Here is a 22,353-nt window from a genome sequence, read left to right on the forward strand (position 1 = left end):
GAACCGCTACCGGCCGGCCTGCCGTGCCGGGATCCGCTCCAGTACCCCGCCGGCGAACACGTCGTACAACGGCAACGACTCCAGGTGGACATAGCCGATGTGGCAGTCGCAGACGGCCAGCGGACAGGTACGGGGGCGCAGCGCCTGCCGGAGGCGAAGGACCCGCGCTCGCCTTCTCCGACGGATTCGCTCTCCATGCATGGCGGGGCATGCCCGTGCCCGCCGCGTTCCTTCAGGAACTCTCCTCGCTCACACCCCAGCGCATACGCACCGAGGAGAACGCGGAACTGCGCCGGGTGATGCTCGAGTACTACGGCTACGACCGCTACCTCGCCGAGTCGGGCGCCCAGCCGGTCCACACCGACGAGTCCGGCACGCTGTGGCGGATCGCGTTGACCGACGACGAGGACGTGGTGATGGTCGAGGTGCTCAACTCCACCCCGGAGCCGGACGGCACGCACCGTACCTACTGGCTGCGGGTGCCGCCCACGACCAGGACCGCGAGGGAGGGCGTGGCCTGGACCTTCGGCCTCGCGGAGCAGGCGTACGAACCATTGCTGCAGACCTGAGCCGGTCAGATCCTGGGCAGGTCGACCCTGAGCCGGTCGGACCGGCCCCGGCCCGACCGGCTTGGGACCCGAACTGCTGCCGATCGACGTGTTCGGCCCCCGACCGGCCCCGGCCCGGCCTGCTCAGACCTGCGCCGCGCGGATCTGCTCCTGGCCGATCAGTGCGGTGCTGCCTTCGCCCGTACAGGCGTGGGCGCCGGCGAGCGCTCCCAGCCGGGCGCACTCCTCCAGGTCGCGTCCGCCCAGCCTTCCGTAGAGGAAGCCGCTGACGTAGGCGTCTCCGGCACCGTTGGAGTCGACCACGCGGCCGGGCGGGGCGACGGCGGGCACCGGTCGCGGCGTACTGCTCCCGTCGCGGGTGAGGAGATAGGAGCCGCCGGCCCCGGCTGTCGCGACCACGGCCTGCGCGTGGCCGTCGCGCAGGATCTCTCGCATCACGGACGCGATGCGCTCACCGGCACCCGCGGCGCTGAGAAAGACGAGATCCGCACGCAGGGCGAACTCCCGCTGGTGGTCCGCGAGTCCGTCCCAGTCGTGCAGATCGGTGGAGACGGGCACACCGAGTTCCTCGATGTCGTCGAAGAGGAAGCGTGCGAAGTTCACGATCGACAGATGGACATGGCGGGCCCGCCGCAGATGAGGGAGGTAGGCATCGCGCGGCATCCGCAGATCGGCGGGGTCGCGGCCGTCGTAGAACGACATGCGGTGGCCGGACGGATCGACCAGGTTGACCGCCCGGCGGGTTCCGGCGGGCGATATCAGTGCCTCGAAGGCGACATCACCGGCGGCCAGCCGTTCCCGGACCTGGCGGCCCGGCCAGTCGTCGCCTATGTAGTCGAGGAGGGTGACGTTCAGCCCCAGGGCCCGGCAGCCCAGGGCCACGTTTCCGCCTGTGTGGCCGGGCCATTCGAGGATGGGGCCGACACCGAGCGAGTCGGAGAGCGGTACGGGCAGCGTGTCGACACGGACGACCGTGTCCACACCGGTGCCACCGATGACGAGTACGTCGGGGGGTGTATCGGAGGAAGGCACATCGGGGGAGGAAGAGGAAAGGGGGGCAGTATGTTCCGTCTGGCGCTGCGACAGGTGCGACACAGTTGCCCAGTATGGCTGTTGGGACTTCTGTGGTGCAGGCGTTGACCGGTCAGCGGGCGGGGTCTTGTCCGGTCAGCGGGTGGCGGCGGCGAGTTCCGCGCGGTCCAGGCCGAGTTCACGGGCGAGCGCCTCGTCGGTCCACTCCAGCATCGCCGCCCGGGACAGCGAACCGGAGTACGAGGTCATCTGGACGGCGAGACCGTCCAGGAACGCGGTCAGCCGCCACGCCGCCGCCGCAGGATCGTCGCAGGGGAACTCGCCCTCGGCCGCGCCCTGCGCGATGACCTCGGTCAGAGCGGCCTTCCACTGCTGGTCGAGGTCACGGGCGACCTCGCGGAGCGCGGGCTCGCGCAGCGACGCCGCCCAGCTCTCGATCCACAGCCGCCAGCCCTTGGCGGTGCCGGTGGGCGCGTACCAGCGGACGGCCGATCGCAGTCGGCGCACCGCGGTCGTGCGGCGGCCCAGCAGCTTGCGCAGATGGGCCAGGTCGCCGTCGGCGGCATGGGTGAACGCCGCCGCGACGAGCTTCTCCTTGGTCGAGAAGTGGTACAGAACCAGCGCGTTGCTCACCCCGAGGGACGCGGCCACATCGGCGATGCGTACGGCTGCGACACCGCGCTCCTCGATCTGCGCGACGGCAGCACCGAGAAGCTCCTCACGTCGCTCCGCCACGCTCAACCGGACTCTTGCCACGTTCTCACCCTACACAGCCGATCTTGGTGGGAGCCATGGATGTGCGTCCGGCCCGGCCGCCGACGGTGACCGGCCGGGGCCTCACCGTCGGCGCCGTCGTCAGCGGGACTCCACTGTCGGCTGCCGTCAGCGGTACCAGCCGAAGCGTTCGGCGATGACCGGCAGCCGGTCGGCCACGATGGCGTGCGCGGCCGCCCGCGGGGTGGTGCCGTCCGCCTCCGCCCGCGCCAGCATCTGGCCGATCAGCTCGCGCATCGACCGCCGGGTGTACGCGAACGCCTCCTTGGCATCGGCCTCGATGTCCCCGAACAGGGTCCACCACCACCAGGCGTTGGTACCGGAGTTGACCACCACGTCCGGCAGTACGGTGACGCCCCGCCGGGCGAGCAGCTCCTCCGCCTCCTGGAGCACCGGCATGTTCGCCGCCTCCACGATCCATGAGGCGGTGATCTGCGCCTGGTTGGCCGTGTCGATCGCATACGAGACCGCGGCGGGCACCAGCACCTCGGCATCGACCGACAGCCAGGCGTCGCCCGGCAGTTCCAGATCCTCGGGGCGAAGCGCCGTCCGGTCGACGGTGCCGTAGGAGTCACGTGCGGCGAGGAGCGCGTCGACGTCCAGGCCGTCCGGATTGGCGACCGTGCCCTTGATGTCGGCGACGGCCACGATCCTCAGTCCGGCGCGCGCGAGGAACCGCGCCGTGGCTCCGCCCATCGTGCCGAGCCCCTGCACGGACACCCGCGTGCCCTCGTGGGCGACGCCCGCACGGTCGAGCGCCACCAGGACCGATTCGGCGACACCGCAGCCGCCGACGAGTTCGTCGAGTCCGATGCCGTCGACCTCGACGGCGAAGGCGTCCGCGAGCCGCCGGCGAGCCGTGGCCTCGTCGTCCAAGAGGTGGTACACGGCCTGGATGGAGGAGACCAGCCCCGCCTCGGCCGCGGCGCGCTCCACGATGTCCTGCGTCAGTCCGAGGTCCTCGCCGGTGGTCCACATCGTCTCGACATACGGGCGCACGGCCCGCAGATAGCGGACGAGGATGCCGTACGCCCGCGGGTCCTGCGGATCGCAGTCGATGCCGCCCTTCGCGCCGCCGAGAGGGATGTACTTCCCGTCCGGGTTGTAGTGCAGGGCCTCCTTCATGGTCATCCCGCGGGCGAGACCCGCCACTTCGTCGAGCGTGCAGCCCTCCCGCATCCGCAGACCCCCGCTGGAGACTCCGCGCACGAGCCGGTCGATCACCAGATGGCCCTGGCGGCCGGTGACATGGTCGGTCCAGGTGAGCGAGAGCACGGGGGCGGTCATCGAGAGGTCTCCTCGGGAACGGTGATCACAGTGGGACCGGGGGTGGCGAACGCGCGGGTGAGCGCGGCGGCCAGCGCCTCGGGGGTGGTGGCGGATGCGCCGTGCCCGCCGTACGCCCGGGCGATGCCGGGCAGATCGACGGGCGCGAGGTCGACGGCGGCGGGGGTGTCGCCGCGGGCGGCCATTTCGTCACGGATCTCGCCGTATCCGCCGTTGTCGAACACGACGACCGGCAGGGGCAGTCGGAGCTGCGCCGCGGTGGCGAGTTCCTGGATCGAGAACTGGAGTCCGCCGTCCCCGCTGAGCGCGAGAACCTGACGGTCGGGGTGGGCGCTCTTCGCGCCGATCGCGGCGGGCAGTGCGTAGCCGAGGGTGCCGAAGCCCGTGGGGTGCAGATAGCGGGCGTCGGGGCCGATCGGCAGGTGGGGGAGCGCGCCGTAGTAGCAGCACTGGGCGCTGTCGGAGGTGATGACGGCGTCGGCGTCGAGCACCGAGCGGATGGCATGGAGGTACGGCAGCCAGCGGGCGTCACGCTCCCGGGTCTCGCCGTCGCGGGCGGCCCGCAGCTCGGCGACGGCGGCCACGCCGGTCCGGTGTTCGGCGACGCCCATCCGCTGTCCGGCGGTGACGTCCCCCGGCTCGTGGTCGGCGCCGGCCGTTCCCAGCCCGTGTTCGGCGACGACCTCGGCGCCGGCTTCCGGGGCCGAACCATCCGCCGTCCTGGCGCCCGGCCCCGCGACGACCGGCCTTCCGTCCGCTGCCCGGAGCCCGGCGCCGCGCCTGTCCTCGACCGCTTCTGCCCCTTCTGCCCCGTCCGTGTCCGGGCCGCTCCCGTCGCCCCGGACCAGCCGCAGTTCGACGGCCCGGTGTGCGCCCGCCGCGGTACCGCCGCCCGTGGCCAGGCGCAAGGACGGGGCTGCCGGGCTCGCACTCAGCCCCTCGCGGCACGCACCGAGCAGCGCCGACACGATCTCCCGCGCATCGCCCACGAGCGGGATGTGCGCCGGGATCCCCGCGTACATCTGCGCCGGATCCAGATCGACCCGCACCAGCGTTCCGCCGAGCGGCACGGGCTCGGACCACAGGTCCGACTCGGCCAGTTCGGTCCCCACGGCCAGCACCACATCGCAGTTGGCCAGCCACTTCTGGACGGCCGGGCTGTGCAACGACACCCCGAGGGACAGCGGATGGGACTCGTCCACGATGCCCTTGCCGTTGGCCGTGGTGACCACGGGTGCGGCCAACTCCTCGACCAGGGAGCACAGTTCGCTCGCGGCCCCGCGGGCGCCGCCGCCCAGCACCAGCGCCGGACGGCTCGCCGTGCGCAAGACCTCTCCGGCCCGGGCGAGTTGCTCGGCCCGGGGCGCCGCCGGCTGTACGGGCGGGGAGAGGCGCAGGGGTGCGGCGGATTCCGCGGACTCCAGCAGGTCCAGCGGGATCTCGATGTGCACGGGCCGCGGCCGCTCGGTCGTGAACAGCGTGAACGCACGGGCCACGGCCGCGCCGATCTCGTCGACGGACGACACCCGGTGGCTGAACGCCGCCACTCCGCGCAGCGCCTCCGTCTGGCTGCGCATCTCGTGCAGCAGTCCGGTCGCCTGCCGCGGATGCCGCAGAGGCATGCCGGGGGAGACCACGAGCAGCGGCACGCTGTCCGAGTAGGCCTGACCGACTGCTGCCGCGATGTTCAGCAGGGCGGGCCCGGTCGTGGTGATCGCGACGCCGGGCCGCCCGGTGACCCGCGCGTAGCCGTCCGCCGCGTATCCCGCGCCCTGCTCGTGGCGCGGGGTCACATGGGCGATGCCGTAGGCGGCGAGATGCCGGTAGATCTCGAGGTTGTGGGTGCCGGGGATGCCGAAGGCCCGGACGGTGCCGTGCAGGGCCAGCGCGCGTACGACCATTTCGCCGCCGGTGAGAGGCATGGCTGACATGTCACATGCCCCCTGCGCTGATCAGCCGCATGATGTCCGAGATGCTCCCCTCGATCCCCGCAGCCCCGGCGTCGGGCACCCGCTGATCCGCCGGGTGGCGGGGCGAGTGACCCTGTCCGTCGGGCGTCGGCACCGCTGCCCAGGTGCAGTATGCAGCTTTTCCGGGTGCCGCGAGCGTCGCCCGGCGCCCCTCGGCCAGGACGCACCGGCCTTCTCGTGGCCGGATCCGGTCGTGCGCGAGCGCGCGTCCGGGCCCGGCGGTGCGGGGCCCGCCGGTCGTGTGCGGGACCGGCTCCGCGGGGAGCTCCGGCATGCTGCCTCCAGGCGCGACAGGAAACTTCTAACTGAACCGTCAGTCAGTATCTGGACGGCTGGGGCGCGCTGTCAACATGATCGCCGGGTGGCTGCCTCTGCGAACCGGGCCTCACGCGCGCCCGCCGTCGAACGGCCCCGCCGGCCTGTGACCCACGTCATACCCGGCTCCTGTCAGTAATCGGGGCGCCGTCTCGTTCAGGGGGCACGCGAACGAGACAGGAGCAACGCCATGAAGCACCGCATCGTCGTCCTCGGCGCCGGATACGCCGGGGCCTTCGCCGCCGGAAACCTGGCCCGCCGGCTCTCCGCCGCCGACACCGAGATCACCGTCGTCAACGCCGTGCCCGACTTCGTCGAGCGGATGCGACTACACCAGCTGGCGGTCGGCCAGGACCTCGCCTCCCGCAAGCTCACCGACGTATTCGCGGGCACCGGGGTGCGACTGCGCCTGGCGCGCGTCACCGGCGTCGACCCCGAACGCGGGACCGTCGCCGTGGCCGGCGAGGACGGCGACGGCGAGCTCGGGTACGACACGCTTCTCTACGCGCTCGGCAGTTCCGTGGCCCACCATGGCGTCCCCGGCGTGGCCGAGTACGCCTTCGACGTGACCGGCCGGTCCTCGGCGCTGCGCCTGCGCGAGCGCATGGCCGGCCTGAGCGAGGGCGGCACCGTGCTGGTCGTCGGTGAGGGGCTGACCGGCATCGAGACCGCCACCGAGTTCGCCGAGTCCAGGCCCGACCTCTCGGTCGCGCTCGCGGCCCGCGGCGAGCTGGGCGCGTGGCTCTCCCCGAAGGCCCGCCGTCACCTGCGCCGGGCCTTCGACCGGCTCGGCATCACCGTCCACGAGCACACCGCCATCGAAGCCGTCGAGCCGACCCGGGCGATCGCCGCCGGCGTCACCGGGACGTCCGTCCCGGCCGACGTGACCGTGTGGTCGGCCGGGTTCGCCGTGCACCCCATCGCGGCCGCCAGCGGCCTGGAGGTCGCCGAGACCGGGCAGATCATCGTCGACCGCACCATGCGCTCGGTCTCGCACCCGGACGTCTACGCCGCCGGTGACAGCGCCTACGCGATCGGCGAGAACGGCCGGCCGCTGCCGATGTCCTGTGCGTCGGCCGGCTTCACCAACATGCAGGCGACCGCCGCGATCATCGCGCGCCTGACGGGCAGCGAGGTCCCGACCACCGGGCTGAAGTACCACGGCAATCACATCAGCCTCGGGCGGCGGGACGCGATCTTCCAGATGGTGGACGGGGACGTCCGGTCGAAGTCCTGGTACCTGGGCGGCCGGGCCGCCGCCCGGCTCAAGTCGGGCGTGCTCAAGGGCGCCGGGTGGGGCATCGCCCATCCGACCTTCGGCATGCCCAAGCGCAGGCGCCGCCTGGCCACCGCGCCCGACCGGGCCGGTGCGAGGGCCGCCGCATAGGTTGTTCGCATGGAAAGCGCAGCCGTCGATCAGTTCGAGGCCGGCCGGGGCCGGCTGGCCTCGCTCGCGTACCGTCTGCTCGGCTCGGCCGCCGACGCCGAGGACGCCGTGCAGGACGCGTTCCTGCGCTGGCAGGCCGCCGACCGCGAACGGGTCGAGGTACCGGAAGCGTGGCTGACCAAGGTCGTCACCAATCTCTGCCTCGACCGGCTCCGCTCGGCGCGGGCGCGCCACGAGCGAGCGGCCGGCGCCTGGCTGCCCGAGCCGCTTCTCGAGGGCGACCCCATGCTCGACCCGGCCGACACCTTCGAGCAGCGCGAATCGGTGTCGTTGGCCGTACTGACCCTCCTGGAGCGCCTCTCGCCGGTCGAGCGAGCCGTCTACGTGCTGCGTGAGGCCTTCTCGTACAGCCACGCCGAGATCGCCGGGATCCTCGACATCACTGAGTCCGCGAGTCAGCAGCATGTCCACCGGGCCCGGATCCGGGTCGCAGCCGAGCGCCGCCGCGGCAGCGAGGCAGACCCCGCGTCCGCGCGCCGGGTCGTCGAGGAGTTCCTGGCCGCCGCCATGTCGGGGCGCACCGAACGGCTGGTGGCGCTGCTCACCGACGATGTGACGGCGGTCTCGGACGGTGCCGGACTGGGCAAGCGGCTGCTGCGGTTCACGACGCGCGAGCGGGTCGCCTCCTTCGTGCGGGCCGGCTTCAAGCCCACGCCGGCGAAGCGGCGGCTGGCGGGCGGCTCGCCCGCGATGCATATCGCGCGGGTCAACGGCTCTCCGGCGGTCCTCGCCGTGGTCGAGGACCGGGTCGTGGGCGCCGTGGCGTTCGACGTCAGCGACGGCAAGGTCGCGTCCCTGCGCGGCATCGCCGCCGCGGACCGGCTCGGGCGCCTCAACGAGGCCTGGCGGCAGCACGAACCCGACGCGCCGGTCATCAACGCATGGTGACCGGAGCCGGCCACCGGAATGCGGTGAGCTGAACCGGAGGTATGACGGCACCCCTTCGGCCCTCGCGCGGCACGACGGCACGGGACCGAAGCAGGTCCGTCTCTCGCATCAGGGCGGAGGGAAGAGAAGGGAATCTTCAGGAACACCGGAACCGGGGCGTGCGTTGCCTTGGTCATGACGGAATCCGACGCGCGGCAGGAATCGCTGCTCCAGCTGGTCGCCGACCATGACGGAGGAGTGCTGGTCACCCTCAAGAAGGACGGCCGCCCCCAGCTGTCGAACGTGAACCACGCCTATGACCCGTGGGAGCGGACGATCCGGGTGTCGATCACGGACGACCGGGCCAAGACCAGGAACCTGAGGCGCGACCCCCGCGCGTCGTACCACGTCACGAGCCCCGACCGATGGGCGTGGACGGTGGCCGAGGGCACCGCGGAGCTGTCCGCGGTCGCGGCCGATCCGTACGACGACACCGTCGAGGAGCTGATCCGCGTCTACCGCGACGTCCAGGGCGAGCACCCGGACTGGGACGACTACCGGCACGCCATGGTCCGCGACCGGCGTCTGGTGATGAGGCTGCGCGTCGAGCGCGCCTACGGCCAGCCCCGAGCATGAGCGGACCCGCTGCTTCCGCGTCTGCGGATCACCCTCCCCTACCGACACACCCCGCGCACATAATGGAAAGACCCCGACATCAGGAGGTGCCGTGACCGGCGCTGGTTCCCCCCACACGCTGAGATCCCGGCTGCGTGCGCTGCGCCCCGCCGCGTTCGGCGCCGACCCTGCCGGAGAGCGGATGGAGCGGATCCGCCGCTCGCCGAATTTCTCGGACGGCACGTTCCAGAACCCGGTGGGAGCGCGGACGAGGCCGTCCGGTGGCTCCATGGTCGAGTTCGCCAAGATCTACTTCCAGAAGGAGGCACGTGCCCGCCGGTCGCCGGTCGGTCAGGTGCCGCTGCACGCCACCACGCTGAAGGACCTGGAGCATCCGCCGGCCTCCGGGCTCCGCCTGACCTGGGTGGGGCACTCCAGCGTGCTCGCCGAGATCGACGGACGCCGGGTGCTGTTCGACCCGGTCTGGGGCAACCGCTGCTCGCCGTTCGCCTTCGCCGGGCCCAAGCGGCTGCACCCCGTGCCCCTGCCGATCGCCTCCCTCGGTCCCGTCGACGCCGTCGTGATCTCGCACGATCATTACGACCACCTCGACATGCCCTCCATCAAGGCCCTGGCCTCCACCGACACCGTCTTCGCGGTGCCGCTCGGCGTCGGTGCGCACCTCGAGCGCTGGGGCGTCCCGGCCGACCGGCTGCGCGAGCTGGACTGGAACGAGACGACCGAGGTGGCGGGCATCAGGCTCACGGCCACCCCCGCCCGGCATTTCTGCGGCCGCGGCATCCGTAACCAGCAGCACACCCTCTGGGCGTCCTGGGCGGTCGCGGGTCCCGAGCACCGGATCTACCACAGCGGTGACACCGGGTACTTCCCCGGCTTCAAGGACATCGGCGCCGAGCACGGGCCCTTCGACGCCACCATGATCCAGATCGGCGCGTACAGCGAGTACTGGCCCGACATCCACATGACCCCCGCCGAGGGCATGCGCGCCCATCTCGACCTCCAGGGCGGCGAGCCGTCGGGCGTCATGCTGCCCATCCACTGGGGCACGTTCAATCTCGCGCCCCACCCGTGGGCGGAGCCGGGCGAGGGCACGGCCGCGGCCGCCGCGGAGGCGGGCGCGCGGCTCGCACTGCCGCGCCCGGGAGAGCCCTTCGAGCCGACCACGGATAACGTCCCCGCCGAGCCGTGGTGGCGGCCGGCGGCGACCGCGCCCGCCGGTGGATGGTCCGTCCATCCCCGCCGGGACGGCACCCGCGCGGACGGCGGTCCCGCGGGACAGGGCGGCGGCAAGAGCGCCGGTACCGGCAGCCCGGAGGTCGCGCCCACCGGCTGACCCTCTCCCGCTCCCACGCCTCTTCGGCGTTTGACCCCTGTCGTGGCCTCCGCCGCGGCAGGGGTCAATTGTGTGTTGTCGCGCTGGTGTGCGACGCCTCATACCAGAGCGGGACGATTCGCGGGCAAGTTTGTCAACTGCCCGTCGCACGTGACGAACTGGCGACTACCGTGTGTGCCCGGTGATCAACGGTGGGCTCATGTTGCCATTCCCGGGCCGTCGTTGAACCGTGTCGACCCCATGCACGCCGAATCCTGGGACCCCACGTACCAAGGACGCTGATGTCTCAACTACGCGCACCTGCCGCGCGGCCGGACCGCCGCGAGGGCGGGCGCCACGGCCGGTCTGCCGCCCGCTCCGCCTCACCGGCGGGCAGACAGCATTCCGCGCCGTCGTCGCCGGAAACCCGCATACGCCCGCAACTGCTGCGTACGGCGGTGCTGCCGACCTTGGTCGCCGCGCTGAGCGGCGCCGCCGCGGTGATCTTCACCATCCGCTCGGCCACGCCTCAGCCGTCCGGCGGTCTCTGGGTCGTGCTGACCGGCTCGGCGGCGCTCGCGATAGCGGCCGTGGCCGCCGCGGCAGTCGGCGCGGACCGGATGGCCCGGTCGGTGCTCGACCGGTGCGCGGCACTGCGCCGCACCACCACCCGCAGCCAGGCGGACCTGCGTGCCGTGGTCGACCGGCTCCGCCGGGGCGAGGGCCCGCCGGCCCCCCGGCCGGCGCTGCCCGCGGCACAGCGCGGTGACGAATTCGACCTGCTCACACACGAGTTGGGCCGTTCCCACGAGGCCGCGGTCACCGCCGTGGTGCAGGCATCCCGGCTGTCCAGCAGCGTCGGGAACGAACAGAAGGTCGAGGTCTTCGTCAATCTCGCCCGGCGGCTCCAGTCGCTGGTCCACCGCGAGATCCAGCTCCTCGACGAGCTGGAGAACGAGGTCGAGGACCCCGAGCTGCTCAAGGGCCTCTTCCACGTCGACCACCTCGCGACCCGTATCCGCAGGCACGCGGAGAACCTCGCGGTCCTCGGCGGCGCGATCTCCCGCCGGCAGTGGTCCAACCCGGTCACCATGACCGAGGTGCTGCGCTCCGCGATCGCGGAGGTCGAGCAGTACCCGAGGGTCAAGCTGGTGCCGCCCATCGACGGCACCCTGCGCGGCCACGCGGTCGCCGACGTCATCCATCTGCTGGCCGAGCTGGTGGAGAACGCCACGCTGTACTCAGCGCCGCACACCCAGGTGCTGATGCGCGCCCAGCACGTCACGGCCGGTCTCGCCGTCGAGGTCGAGGACCGCGGACTCGGCATGCCCCTCGGTGAGCAGACCAAGATGAACGCTCTGCTCGCCGACCCCGACCAGGTCAATGTGGCACATCTGCTCCAGGACGGCCGGATCGGTCTGTTCGTCGTCTCGGCGCTGGCCCGCCGGCACGGCATCGCGGTCCGGCTCCAGTCCAACATCTACGGCGGGGTGCAGGCCACCCTCGTCCTGCCGGAAGGGCTGCTCGGCACCGAGCCGGGGGGACTCCAGCCGTCCGAGGAGACCGCCTCCGTCTCCACAGCCGCCGCCGCGCCAGAGGGCGGCGGGCGCCGCCGCAGGGCGCAGCCGACCGTCACCCAGGCGACCTCGCCGCCCGCGATCCCCCGGCAGCCACAGCCACAGCATGTGGCGCCACAGCACCAGCAGCCGCAGGCACCACAACCACAACAGCAGCACCAACCGCCTCCGCCGCGGCACCACCCCGCGCAACCGCAGCACCAGCCGCAGCATCCGCAGCCGGCCCACGCCGCACCCGGCGCCGCACCCCTGCCCGTCCGGGCCGCGCATCCCGACCGCCCCAACCCGGCCGAGGCACCCCCGGGCTTCAGCGCCGCGGGACCCTCCCAGGGTCCTCCCGCCGGCGAGACGGCCTCCGCGCCGGGCACCAGGCCCCCCGGCGTGGTGCGCGGCACCATGGGGCGGCCCCAACTGCCCAGGCGGCGCAGCCAGGAACACATCGTTCCGCAGCTCAAGAACCCCCCACCGCCCCGCAATGAAGACGAACACGCCCTGCACGACCCCGGTCTGATGGCCGCCTTCCAGCGCGGCATCGGACTGGCCGAGGCGATGCCCCCCGCGGATTCCGTCCGGCAGGGCGAACCGCAGCGCCACGACAACACCCCCAAGGAGTAGATGCACATGGCGAGCGATGTGCCGAACGGTCATGTCTCGGACCTCGACTGGCTGCTCAGCGGCCTGGTCCAGCGCGTGCCGTACACCCGCAACGCGGTACTGCTCTCCTCGGACGGCCTGGTGAAATCCGTACACGGCCTGGACCACGACAGCGCCGACCACATGGCAGCCCTCGCGTCGGGCCTCTACTCCCTCGGCCGCAGCGCCGGAACGCGCTTCGGCGACGGGGGAGAGGTGCGTCAGGTGGTCGTGGAACTCGACAGCACGCTGCTGTTCGTCTCCACGGCCGGTTCCGGGACCTGTCTGGCCGTGCTGGCGGGCCGCGAGGCGGACGCAGCCGTCCTCGGCTACGAGATGGCGATGCTGGTCAAGAGCGTGCGACCGTACCTCGCCACGCCTGCCAGACAGGCGGCCGGGGCGACCGGCGTCGCGGGGCCGTGAGCGTGCCGTCCCCCACGGACGGGCCGCTGCTCGACGACGCCGCGGGCCGCCTCATCCGCCCGTACACGGTGAGCGGCGGACGCACCCGCCCGACGGCCGCGCTGGATCTGCTCTCCCTGGTGATGGCCACCGGCACGGTGCCCCAGACGCACCTCGGGCCCGAGCATGCGACCGCGCTCGGGCTGTGCGGCGGGCCGACCTCCGTCGCCGAGATCTCGGCGCATCTGCGACTGCCCGCCGTGGTCACCAAGGTGCTGCTCTCCGACCTCGTGGACTGCGGTGCCGTGACCGCCCGGGCCCCACGCTGCAACGACGCATCCACCGACCGCTCTCTGCTGGAGGCAGTGCTCGATGGCCTACGACGACGGCTCTGACGTGGAAGTCCTCTTTCCGACCGCGCTGAAGATCCTGATCGCCGGCGGGTTCGGGGTGGGCAAGACGACCTTCGTGGGAGCGGTCAGCGAGATCGAACCGCTCAGCACGGAGGAGCTGTTGACCCAGGTCGGGGCGGCGACGGACAGCCTCGACGGCATCGAGTCCAAGACCACCACCACGGTCGCCATGGACTTCGGCCGGATCACCCTGGACGAGCGCCATGTGCTGTATCTCTTCGGCACACCGGGTCAGGAGCGCTTCTGGTTCATGTGGGACGAGCTCTCCGAAGGGGCGCTCGGCGCGATCATCCTTGCCGACACGCGCAGACTCGAGGATTCCTTCTCCGCCGTCGACTTCTTCGAACGGCGCGGCATCGGGTTCGTCGTCGCCGTGAACGAGTTCGACGGCGCCTACCGCTACGAACCCGAAGAGGTGCGGGCCGCGATCGACCTCAAGCCGGAGGTGCCCGTCGTGCTGTGCGACGCGCGGATCGCCAGCTCGGGGATCGGGACCCTGGTCACCCTCGTCCAGCATCTGCTCACCACCACCGCGGTGCCGGCTCCGGCGCCGAGCTACGGAGCACCGACATGACCTACGACCCGACCGGCCATCTGCTGCTGACCCCCGTCGACCGGGAGGCGCCCGTGCGCGTCCGGCGGCTGCGCCAGCTCGGGCTCGGGGACCGGCCCGACCAGGCCTTCGACGAGTTCGCCCACAAGCTCGCGGAGGTGACCGGCGCTCCGTACTCCATGGTCAACTTCATCGACGAAAACCGGCAGTTCTTCGCCGGACTGCACACCCCGGCGGGCACGCACAGCGGCAGCGACCTGGGCGCGGCGGCCGCGTCGGGCGGCGCCGAGGTCAGCCGCTTCATGGCCCGTGACCACGGCTACTGCCCGCATGTCGTCGTACGGCGCAAGGCACTGGTCCTCGAAGACGTCTGCGACTACCCGCGGTTCGCCGGCAACCCGGTGGTGGACGAGATCGGCATCCGCTCCTATCTGGGTGCGCCGCTGATCGACCGCACGGGGATCGCGCTGGGCACGATCTGCGTGGTGGACACCGAGCCGCGCCCCTGGGGGAGGGCGGGGCTGGAGACCATCAAATCCCTGGCGGCGGAGCTGGTCGACCAGATCCACCGGCGCGAGGACAGCAGTAGCCAGATCTAGACCCACCTGGGCACGGCGCTGCCCGGCCCGGTACGCCTCGGGGCGGACCGGGCCGGTGCGGAGGTCCCGTTCACACCGCCGGCTCCAGCCCGGTTACCTCGGACAGCCGTTCGGACCACTGGCCTTTCGCCGTCCCGAGAGCCACCTCCGCAAGGCGGAGCAACTGGATGTCGGACGTGCCGGCGGGGGCGAACATGTGCAGCGCGTCCCGCAGATAGCGCTCGATGGGCCGGTCGGTGAAGAGCCCGGCGGCGGCGTGGATCTCCATGGCGTTGCGCGCCGAGTCGATGGCCGACTCCACATTGATGAGCTTGGCGTTCATCAGCTCCGCGTCGCACGGCAGACCCGCGTCGAGCAGATGCACCGCGTGATAGGCGGTCAGCCGGGCGGTCATGAGCCGTGACTGGAGCTTGCCGAGCTTCAGCTTGATGGACGGCAGCTCGTGCAGCGGTTCGCCGTAGCGCCGGCGCTGCTCGCAGAACCGGGTCGTCTCGTCCAGGATCGCCTGGTGGATGCCGAGCGAGACGGCGGTGAGGTTCGCGCGTCCGTACAGCACGCTGGAGGAGTACGCCACGGCCAGTCCGTCGCCTTCGTGGCCGAGGCGGTTCGCCGCGGGCACCCGGCAGTCGTGGAAGTGGAGTTCGCCGAAGCTGAAGCCGTGCAGCCCCATGGTCGGCCGCTGGTCACCGACACTCACACCGGGGCGGTCCGACTCGACGAGGAAGGCCGTCAGGCCACCCGACCCGGAGCCGGTCCGCACCACCACGCCGTGCAGATCGCCCACATGGCTGTTGCCGACGTACACCTTTCGGCCGTTGAGGACGTAGTCGTCGCCGTCCCGTACCGCGGTGGCGCTCATCCCGAGGACATGGCCGCCCGACTCGGGTTCGGTCACGGCGATCGTCGGCAGACACTCACCGGCGGCGATGGCGGGCAGCCAGGTCTTCTTCTGTGTCTCGTTGCCGAAGTGGACGATCTTGGCCACGCCCAGCTGGGAGGCCTGCACCATCGCGCCCATGGCGCCGCTGACGCGGGCCAGCTCCTCGATGATGATCGTCTTGGCGAGGTGTCCCGCGCCCATACCGCCGTGGCCTTGGCTGATCGTCGCCCCCAGCCAGCCCTGCCGGGCTATGAGCCGGGACAGATCGTGGTGGACCGAGCGGGCAGCCTCCATGGCGGGGATTCTGGGGCGTACCTCCCTCTCCGCGAAGCGCCGTACTTCGGCGCGTAGTTGATGATGCAGCCGACTGGCGAAGTAGCCGTCCAACGCGAGCCCTCCTCTGCGAAACGCCTGCTCGGGCGGTTGTTCGAGCAGGTGGTGCATCGGCAGTGGTCCCGTCCCGAACAGGCCGACCACATCGTCGTGTTGAGCGCTTGCAGATGGCACAGGAGCGACGCCGATGGTGTCCTGATGCCGGCCGTCGATGGGTTGAGGGAGTGTGGGTTCCGCGTGGTGGTGGCCCGTCCGGTACTGCGGTACGGCATTCCCCGTGTGCTTCTTTCTGCCACATGCCAACGGCAAAGGTTTCGTGGGCATATGGCACTGAGGGACAGCCGCAGCTCGCGAACGGGCCCCGAAGCGGGTATCCGCGGACACCGGGAGGACCGCTACGGCAGGGGTCCGGGCGGGAAGTGGCACGAGCGGACCGGGCTCGCGGCGGCCGGCCCGGCGCTGCCCGCGCACAGCGGTGCATGGCGGCGCGTGGTGCGTACACAGGGCGCCAGGGGCGCACGCACCGGCGTATTCCGCCTGTCAGGCCCCCCCGGGTTACGCCCGGCGCTCCAGCACGTCGACAGCCAGCTCGCGCACCACCGCCTCGTCGACCTCGACGCCGAGACCCGGTGCGTCGGGAACACGGGCCACACCCTTCTCCACCCGTACGGTCTCACTCGCATACGGCGAGTCGATGAACTGGCGCCCGTTCAGGTCGACCGGGGTGTCGATGCCGTACGCCGAGAACAGGTGCAGCGACGCGGCCAGCCCCAGATCGGAGTCGGTGAGCCCCGACCCCATCAGCCGCACCCCGCAGTCCTCGGCGAGCGAGCAGAGCCTTCGCGAGAGGGTGAGCCCGCCACTGCGCTGCACCTTGGCGATCGCCACGTCGACGGCCTCCAGGCGGACGAAGGTCGCCAGATCGGTCGGGTGGCGCAGGCTCTCGTCGAGGGCCACCGGCACGGGAGAGTGCTCGCGCAGCCGGCGCAGCCCCGCGATGTCGTTGGCGGGCAGCGGCTGTTCGAAGGCGGTGATGCCGATGTCGTTCAGCCGCCGGGCCATGCGCAGCGCGGCATCCACCGTGTACGCCTGATTCGCGTCCACCCACACCGGGGCGCCCGGCGCGTGCTCGCGCACGGCCGCCACCACAGCGGCGTCCGTGTCCTCGTCATGGAGCCCGATCTTGACCTTGAACGCGCGGTGGCCGGCATCCGATCCCTCCGCCACGCTGTCGCCGACCTCGGCGGGGGACTGTCCGGACACGATCCACCCGAGCTCGATCGTCTCCGACCGGCGCTGTCCCCACAGCACGCCGAGCGGTACGCCGGCGGCCCGCCCCAGCAGGTCGTGCAGGGCCGTGTCGACCGCACTCTTGGCGAGGGGCGCCCCGATGGTGAAGCCGCGGTTGATCGCCCGGTCGAAGGCGCGGTCGACGGCGTCGAGGTTCCAGACCGGGGTGCCGATGACGGCCGGGGCGAGATAGCGGTCGATGGTGGTGACGATGGACTCGGCCGTCTCGTAGGTCCAGGCCGGCAGCGGTGTGGCCTCGCCCCAGCCGTGCACCCCGTCCGCGGTCACCTTCACCAGCACCCGTATCGAGGGCTGTCCGGCGACGGCGACGGCGCCGCCCGAGACGCCGAAGGAACGGCGGGTCGGCAGCGCGACCGCGAAGGTCTCCACACGGTCGATCGTGGCATGCACGGGGGACGTGCTCCGGACGGTCAGCGGGCTCTGCGCGGTCATCAACGGGTCCTTTCCGCAGGGAAATCGGGTGGAGGTGGTGCGGCGCTGGCACGCAGGACGACCTCGCCGCCGGCCCGCACCACGCGTGAGCGCGGTCCGCGCGGCTCCCGCAGGGCCAGGGCCATGACCTGCTGCCCCATCGCGGCGAGCGGGAGGGCGACGGTGGTCAGGGGCGGTGAGAGCTCCCGTACCAGCGGGATGTCGTCGAAACCCGCCAGGGAGATGTCCTCGGGGACCCGTACGCCCTCCTCCCGGAAGGCGGCGAGGGCCCCGACCGCCATCACATCGGTGACGGCGAAGACGCAGGTCGGCCGGGTAGGCCGGGTCAACAGCTCGCGTGCGGCCGCGTATCCGCCGTCGCGGGTGAACGGGCCCTCCACGACGCGCTCCTGGGGCAGCGTGATGCCGGCCTCGGCCAGGCCCTCGCGGAAGCCCGCCAGCCGGTCGGAGACGGTGGTCAGTTCGGGCGGTCCGCTGAGCACGGCGAACTCCCGGTGCCCGAGGCCCAGCAGGGCCCGCGCCAGGGCCGCCGCGCCGGCACGGTTCTCGGGCAGGACGGCATCCACCCGCAGGCTGCGGTGCCGGCTCACCACTGCGACCCGGCCGCCGGCGCGGACGTACGGTGCGAGTTCGGCGGCGAGGGCCCGCTCCCAGGCGCGGTCCTGGAAGCCCGAGCCGATGAGCAGGATCGCGCGGGCCCGCTGCGCGCGGAGCGTGGAGACGTACGCGATCTCGCGCTCCGGTTCCCGGAAGGTGCTGGCGAGCATGACGAGGAGGTCCTGCTCGGCGGCCGCGCGCATCACTCCGGCGGCGATCGCGGCGAAGTACGGGTCGCCGACGTCGTGGCAGATCAGTCCGACCGTGTTGTTGGAGGCGCTGGCGAGCGCCTGGGCATGGGCGTTGGGAATGTAACCGAGCAGGTCCGCGGCCGCGCGTACCCGCTGGCGCAGGTCCTCCCGGACCCGTGTGGTCCCGTTGAGCGCTCGGGAGGCCGTGGCCAGGGAGACCCCGGCCTGCCGCGCGACGACGTCGAGCGTCACATGGACGGGTGTTGCTTGCCGTTCACTCACCGCACCCCCCGAAACTTCGGGACGACCTATTGACCGTGCGTACAGGCAGTCATTAGCGTGGCGACACCTTACCAGAAAGCGCTTTCTGAAAGCGTTTTCCGAACCTGCCAGTCCACAGCTCTTCTTAGCCGCTCCGGAGACCGGAGGAGTTGACCCGTGAGCCAGAGCGTCATCAACGCAACACCCGAGAAAGTGGCGGGAGTTGCCCAGCGGAACAAGCCGGGAACGGGGGAGCGGATCACCCGCGCCCTGGACCGGAGCTGGCGCCCCGTGGCGCTGCTGCTGGTCTGCTTCGGCGCGTGGTGGGCGATCGCCGCGGCCGAACTGGTCGAGCCCTACCTCGTCCCCTCACCGGGCGCGACGCTCGACGTCCTGACCGGCAAGACCGACTACCTCTGGCAGCACACCTGGGTGACCACCTACGAGACGCTGCTCGGCTTCCTGATCGCCGTCGTCGTCGGGGTCGCCGCCGCGGTGATCATGGTCTACTCGACGACCGTCGAGAAGACGCTCTACCCGATCCTGCTCTTCGCCCAGGTCGTCCCCAAGATCGCCATTGCCCCGCTGTTCGTCGTCTGGCTCGGCTTCGGCATCGCCCCGAAGATCCTGATCGCCGTGCTGATCGCCTTCTTCCCCGTCGTCATCTCGATGGTGACCGGACTCAAGGCGGTCGACCCGGAAATGCTCCAGTTGTCGTCGACGATGGGCGCGAACTCCTGGCAGACCTTCGTCAAGATCCGCTTCCCCGCCTCCCTCCCGCACCTCTTCTCCGGCCTCAAGGTCGCGGTCACCCTCGCCGTCACCGGCGCCGTCGTCGGCGAATTCGTCGGTGCCAACGAGGGACTCGGCTACGTCATCCTCCAGGCCAACGGCAACCTCGACACCCCGATGCTCTTCGCGGGACTGCTCGTGATGTCGCTCATCGGCGTGATCCTCTTCGTCCTCGTCGAGATCGCCGAGAAGTTCCTGCTCCCGTGGCACGCCAGCCGCCGGGACTCCGGTGTCACCACCGCCTACTGATCCCGCACGACCCACGCTGACGAGAAGGACCAGCCATGACTGCGCGCAGAGTTCTGATCGGCCTCGTTCCGCTGCTCCTGGTCGCCACGGCCTGCGGTGAGGACGGCTCGGACAAGAGCACCAGTGACTCGGGCAAGAAGCTCGACAAGGTCACCCTGACCCTCAACTGGTATCCGTACGGCGAGCACGCGCCGTTCTACTACGGCAAGCAGCAGAAGATCTTCGAAAAGCACGGCATCGATCTCACCATCCAGGCCGGGCAGGGTTCCCAGAAGACCGTCCAGGCCACCGGCGCCGGCCAGACCGACTTCGGCTGGGCGGACACCCCCGCGGTGCTCTCCGGCGTCGACTCCGGCGTCAAGGTCAAGAGCCTCGGTGTCTTCCTCCAAACCACACCGTCCTCCGTGCAGTTCTTCGAGTCGCAGGGCATCAAGGCCCCCGCCGACCTGAAGGGCAAGACCATCGCGGGAACCGCCGGCGACGCGCTCTCCAAGACGTTCCCGATCTTCTTGAAGAAGAACAACCTCCAGGAGTCGGACGTCAAGGTCCAGAACACCGACCCGGCGGGCAAGATTGCCGCGGTGATCTCCGGCAAGACGGACGGGCTGCTCGGCTACGCCAGCGACCAGGGCCCCACCATGCAGAACAAGGCCAAGAAGCCGGTCGCGTATCTGCGCTTCTCCGAGAACGGGCTCAACTTCTACTCCAACGGCCTCATCACCGGGCAGCGTTTCCTGACCGCCAAGAAGGACGTGGCCGCCCGCATGGCCAAGGCGGTCAGCGAATCCTTCGCCGCGGCTCAGAAGTCACCCGACCCGGCCGTCGGCGCGATGGACGGGGCGAGCGAGCAACTCCCGCCCAAGGAGGTGCTGTCCGAGCAGTTCAAGACGACCCTGACGCTGCTGCACACCCAGGCGACCCAGGGCAAGGCGCCGGGCGTCAACACCGATGCCGACTGGCAGCAGACGATCGACGTCTTCTCCGAAGCAGGCCTGGTCAAGAGCCCCAAGGCCGTGGCGGAGTACTGGGACAGCGCCACGGCAATGAAGGGATGACGATGGCGAGAGAGACGACGGTGCGGGAGCCCGCAGTGCAGCTGGACAAGGACGAGCGGCAGACGGCGGCGGTCGGTCTGGCCGACGTGGCCGTGCGCTTTCGCACCAAGAACCGGGACGTCACCGCGCTGGAGCGCGTCTCCCTCGATGTCGCGCCCGGCGAGTTCGTCGCCATCGTCGGCCCCTCGGGCTGCGGGAAGTCCACCCTGCTCAAGCTGGTCGCCGGTCTGCTGAAGCCGTCCGCCGGCGATGTCCGGCTGGCGGGTGAGCAGGTGCGCGGCCCGCGCCACGACATCGGGTACGTCTTCCAGCGCGCGGCCCTCCTGGAGTGGCGCTCCGCCCGCCGCAACATCCTGCTCCAGGCCGAGATGCGCAGGATGCCGGGCACGACCGCCCGGCGGCGCGTCGACGAGCTGATCGCCATGACCGGCCTCGGCGGCTTCGAGGACGCCTATCCGCACGAGCTGTCCGGCGGTATGCAGCAGCGGGTGGCGCTGTGCCGCGCGCTGCTGCACGAACCGCCGGTGCTGCTGATGGACGAGCCGTTCGGAGCGCTCGACGCACTGACCCGCGAGCAGATGAACGTGGAACTCAACAGGATCTGGCGGGAGACGGGCACCACCGTGCTGCTCGTCACCCACTCCATCTCCGAGGCCTGCTATCTGGCCGACCGGGTGGTGGTGATGAGCCCGCGGCCCGGCACCATCACCGAGATCATCGAGGTGGGACTGCCGGCCGAGCGCAACTACACCGACACGATGGGGCGTCCGGAATTCCGGGAGGCCACCAGCCACATCCGCCATCTGCTCGGTGCGGCCTCCGCCGCGGACTGACAGGCAGGAGCGCACGGCGCCTCGCGTGGGTCCGCGGACCGGCGCGAGGCGTCTCGCGTGGGTCCCCGGACCGGCGCACGGATCAACGCCACTGAGCCTCGCACCCCTTCGTCGGGGTGCGAGGCTCAATGGCGTGCCCGCCTGACGCCGTCAGTACCTCAGTCGCGAGAGGTACCGGTAGCTGTTCAGGGCCGTGGCGAACGGGTCGGCCGGTGAGTCGTGCTCGACCAGCCACTGCCGTACGCCCCCGCTGTCCGCCGTCCCGAACATCGAGCGGAAGTCGAGGACACCGGAACCGACATCGGCGAAGTCGCCGTTCGGGGCCATGTCCTTGACGTGCAGCGCGGGGAAGCGCCGGCGGTGACGCACGAACAGCGACCGTGGATCGGCGCCGCCCTTGGCCGCCCAGTACACATCGAGCTCGAATCCGACCAGGTGCGGGTCGGTCTCCTTCAGCAGGATGTCGTACAGGTTCTCGCCCTCGACGACCTGGTGGTCCAGGCCGTGGTTGTGGAACAGCAGCGGCCCGAGTCCGGCCTCGCGGGCCGCGAGCCCGGCCTTGTTGAACTCCCGGGCCGCTTCCCGGAATCCCGCCGGGGTGTGCATGGCGCCGGGCAGGCTCGGGACGACGATCCACCGGGCGCCGAGGGTGTGGATGTCCTCCAGGGCCTGCGGCAGACCGCTGCCGCGGACGATGTCGTACCCCACGTGCTCGAGCACCGCCTTCAGACGGGTCTCGTCCAGCATGGTGCGGATCGCGGCCGCGCTGTTGCCGTGCCGGCCGCTCACACCGACCGTTGCGTATCCGATGTCCGCGAGCCGGGCGAGGGTGCCCTTGAAGTCCGTGGCCAACGGGGTGCGCATCGTGTACAGGTGCATTCCGAGGCCGGACGGCGGTATGCGCCGTCGGCACCGGCCCGTCTCGGCGGCCTGGGCGGGTGTGCCCAGGGCGGTCGCCGCGGCCGCGCCCAGAGCGGTTCCGAGGAAGGCGCGTCGGGTGCCGTTCATGTCAGCTCCTCTCATTTCTGCTCCT

At 71.3% G+C, this 22,353-nt stretch carries 21 protein-coding genes and 2 pseudogenes; 13 read left to right on the forward strand and 10 right to left on the reverse strand.

What is annotated here, in order from left to right:
• Nucleotides 1–6 precede the first annotated feature (6 nt).
• Nucleotides 7–150 (reverse strand): annotated as a pseudogene (locus tag ACQPWZ_RS31135) (STM4011 family radical SAM protein); the annotation flags it as partial.
• A gap of 2 nt (nt 151–152) precedes the next feature.
• Between ACQPWZ_RS31135 and ACQPWZ_RS31140 the strand changes: the two are divergent.
• Nucleotides 153–569, forward strand: a pseudogene (locus ACQPWZ_RS31140) (DUF6745 domain-containing protein); the annotation flags it as partial.
• A 123-nt stretch (nt 570–692) separates the two neighbouring features.
• Here the strand turns inward: ACQPWZ_RS31140 and ACQPWZ_RS31145 are convergent.
• From ACQPWZ_RS31145 to ACQPWZ_RS31165, 5 genes are all read right to left on the reverse strand, one after another.
• A complete protein-coding gene (locus ACQPWZ_RS31145; RefSeq protein ID WP_433573008.1) occupies nt 693–1,601 on the reverse strand; it encodes a carbohydrate kinase family protein in 909 nt (302 codons plus the stop codon).
• A gap of 135 nt (nt 1,602–1,736) precedes the next feature.
• Nucleotides 1,737–2,357: a TetR/AcrR family transcriptional regulator gene (locus ACQPWZ_RS31150; RefSeq protein WP_340476603.1), complete on the reverse strand. Its 621-nt coding sequence runs from the start codon at nt 2,355–2,357 to the stop codon at nt 1,737–1,739.
• 126 nt (nt 2,358–2,483) lie between these two features.
• Nucleotides 2,484–3,662 (reverse strand): Glu/Leu/Phe/Val dehydrogenase dimerization domain-containing protein, encoded by a 1,179-nt coding sequence (locus ACQPWZ_RS31155; RefSeq protein ID WP_356705588.1) that lies wholly within the window; start codon nt 3,660–3,662, stop codon nt 2,484–2,486.
• Nucleotides 3,659–5,593, reverse strand: a complete 1,935-nt coding sequence (locus ACQPWZ_RS31160) for a thiamine pyrophosphate-binding protein (protein ID WP_433573009.1) — start codon at nt 5,591–5,593, stop codon at nt 3,659–3,661. The genes ACQPWZ_RS31155 and ACQPWZ_RS31160 overlap by 4 nt, the downstream gene beginning before the upstream one ends.
• 1 nt (nt 5,594) lies before the next feature.
• Nucleotides 5,595–5,906 carry a hypothetical protein gene (locus ACQPWZ_RS31165; protein ID WP_433573010.1) on the reverse strand — a complete coding sequence of 104 codons (312 nt, stop codon included), beginning with the start codon at nt 5,904–5,906 and terminating at the stop codon, nt 5,595–5,597.
• Nucleotides 5,907–6,137: 231 nt separating this feature from the next.
• Between ACQPWZ_RS31165 and ACQPWZ_RS31170 the strand changes: the two genes are divergently transcribed.
• The 9 genes from ACQPWZ_RS31170 to ACQPWZ_RS31210 all read left to right on the forward strand — a co-directional run bounded on the left by ACQPWZ_RS31170 (nt 6,138) and on the right by ACQPWZ_RS31210 (nt 14,386).
• Entirely contained in the window at nt 6,138–7,334 is a 1,197-nt protein-coding gene (locus tag ACQPWZ_RS31170; protein ID WP_433573011.1) for an NAD(P)/FAD-dependent oxidoreductase, read from the forward strand.
• Between the two features lie 9 nt (nt 7,335–7,343).
• Nucleotides 7,344–8,282 (forward strand): sigma-70 family RNA polymerase sigma factor, encoded by a 939-nt coding sequence (locus ACQPWZ_RS31175; protein ID WP_433573012.1) that lies wholly within the window; start codon nt 7,344–7,346, stop codon nt 8,280–8,282.
• 174 nt (nt 8,283–8,456) lie between these two features.
• Nucleotides 8,457–8,897 carry a PPOX class F420-dependent oxidoreductase gene (locus tag ACQPWZ_RS31180; protein WP_433573013.1) on the forward strand — a complete coding sequence of 147 codons (441 nt, stop codon included), beginning with the start codon at nt 8,457–8,459 and terminating at the stop codon, nt 8,895–8,897.
• Between the two features lie 91 nt (nt 8,898–8,988).
• A complete protein-coding gene (locus ACQPWZ_RS31185; protein ID WP_405574291.1) occupies nt 8,989–10,230 on the forward strand; it encodes an MBL fold metallo-hydrolase in 1,242 nt (413 codons plus the stop codon).
• A gap of 281 nt (nt 10,231–10,511) precedes the next feature.
• Nucleotides 10,512–12,401, forward strand: coding sequence for a sensor histidine kinase (locus ACQPWZ_RS31190; protein WP_433573014.1), 1,890 nt, complete (start codon nt 10,512–10,514; stop codon nt 12,399–12,401).
• A gap of 6 nt (nt 12,402–12,407) precedes the next feature.
• Nucleotides 12,408–12,842, forward strand: coding sequence for a roadblock/LC7 domain-containing protein (locus ACQPWZ_RS31195; protein ID WP_313942852.1), 435 nt, complete (start codon nt 12,408–12,410; stop codon nt 12,840–12,842).
• A gap of 2 nt (nt 12,843–12,844) precedes the next feature.
• Complete coding sequence (locus ACQPWZ_RS31200; protein ID WP_327678133.1) at nt 12,845–13,216, forward strand: DUF742 domain-containing protein; 372 nt, start codon at nt 12,845–12,847, stop codon at nt 13,214–13,216.
• A complete protein-coding gene (locus ACQPWZ_RS31205; RefSeq protein WP_340476612.1) occupies nt 13,194–13,808 on the forward strand; it encodes a GTP-binding protein in 615 nt (204 codons plus the stop codon). The genes ACQPWZ_RS31200 and ACQPWZ_RS31205 overlap by 23 nt, the downstream gene beginning before the upstream one ends.
• Nucleotides 13,805–14,386: a GAF domain-containing protein gene (locus ACQPWZ_RS31210; protein ID WP_340476613.1), complete on the forward strand. Its 582-nt coding sequence runs from the start codon at nt 13,805–13,807 to the stop codon at nt 14,384–14,386. The genes ACQPWZ_RS31205 and ACQPWZ_RS31210 overlap by 4 nt, the downstream gene beginning before the upstream one ends.
• A 70-nt stretch (nt 14,387–14,456) precedes the next feature.
• Here ACQPWZ_RS31210 and ACQPWZ_RS31215 read toward each other — a convergent pair whose 3' ends face one another.
• From ACQPWZ_RS31215 to ACQPWZ_RS31225, 3 genes are all read right to left on the reverse strand, one after another.
• Nucleotides 14,457–15,653, reverse strand: a complete 1,197-nt coding sequence (locus ACQPWZ_RS31215; RefSeq protein ID WP_433573015.1) for an acyl-CoA dehydrogenase family protein — start codon at nt 15,651–15,653, stop codon at nt 14,457–14,459.
• A gap of 501 nt (nt 15,654–16,154) precedes the next feature.
• A complete protein-coding gene (locus ACQPWZ_RS31220; RefSeq protein ID WP_433573016.1) occupies nt 16,155–17,342 on the reverse strand; it encodes a mandelate racemase/muconate lactonizing enzyme family protein in 1,188 nt (395 codons plus the stop codon).
• A complete protein-coding gene (locus ACQPWZ_RS31225; RefSeq protein ID WP_433573895.1) occupies nt 17,342–18,382 on the reverse strand; it encodes a LacI family DNA-binding transcriptional regulator in 1,041 nt (346 codons plus the stop codon). The genes ACQPWZ_RS31220 and ACQPWZ_RS31225 overlap by 1 nt, the downstream gene beginning before the upstream one ends.
• A 186-nt stretch (nt 18,383–18,568) precedes the next feature.
• On the opposite strand from ACQPWZ_RS31225, the gene ACQPWZ_RS31230 reads away from it, so the two are divergent.
• Genes ACQPWZ_RS31230 through ACQPWZ_RS31240 form a run of 3 tightly spaced genes read left to right on the forward strand, consistent with a single transcriptional unit; the run spans nt 18,569 to nt 21,320 of the window.
• Entirely contained in the window at nt 18,569–19,432 is an 864-nt protein-coding gene (locus ACQPWZ_RS31230) for an ABC transporter permease (RefSeq protein WP_340476616.1), read from the forward strand.
• Nucleotides 19,433–19,467: 35 nt separating this feature from the next.
• The gene (locus tag ACQPWZ_RS31235; RefSeq protein ID WP_433573017.1) at nt 19,468–20,487 is read left to right on the forward strand and encodes an ABC transporter substrate-binding protein; all 1,020 of its coding nucleotides are present in this window, start codon (nt 19,468–19,470) and stop codon (nt 20,485–20,487) included.
• The gene (locus ACQPWZ_RS31240) at nt 20,484–21,320 is read left to right on the forward strand and encodes an ABC transporter ATP-binding protein (protein WP_383233641.1); all 837 of its coding nucleotides are present in this window, start codon (nt 20,484–20,486) and stop codon (nt 21,318–21,320) included. Before ACQPWZ_RS31235 ends, ACQPWZ_RS31240 begins: the two co-directional genes overlap by 4 nt.
• Before the next feature lie 150 nt (nt 21,321–21,470).
• Here ACQPWZ_RS31240 and ACQPWZ_RS31245 read toward each other — a convergent pair whose 3' ends face one another.
• Nucleotides 21,471–22,328 carry a sugar phosphate isomerase/epimerase family protein gene (locus tag ACQPWZ_RS31245; RefSeq protein ID WP_356705597.1) on the reverse strand — a complete coding sequence of 286 codons (858 nt, stop codon included), beginning with the start codon at nt 22,326–22,328 and terminating at the stop codon, nt 21,471–21,473.
• Nucleotides 22,329–22,353: the final 25 nt, after the last annotated feature.

Origin of the sequence: Streptomyces sp. CA-251247, assembly GCF_050952975.1 — a bacterium.
Lineage (GTDB): Bacteria > Actinomycetota > Actinomycetes > Streptomycetales > Streptomycetaceae > Streptomyces > Streptomyces achmelvichensis.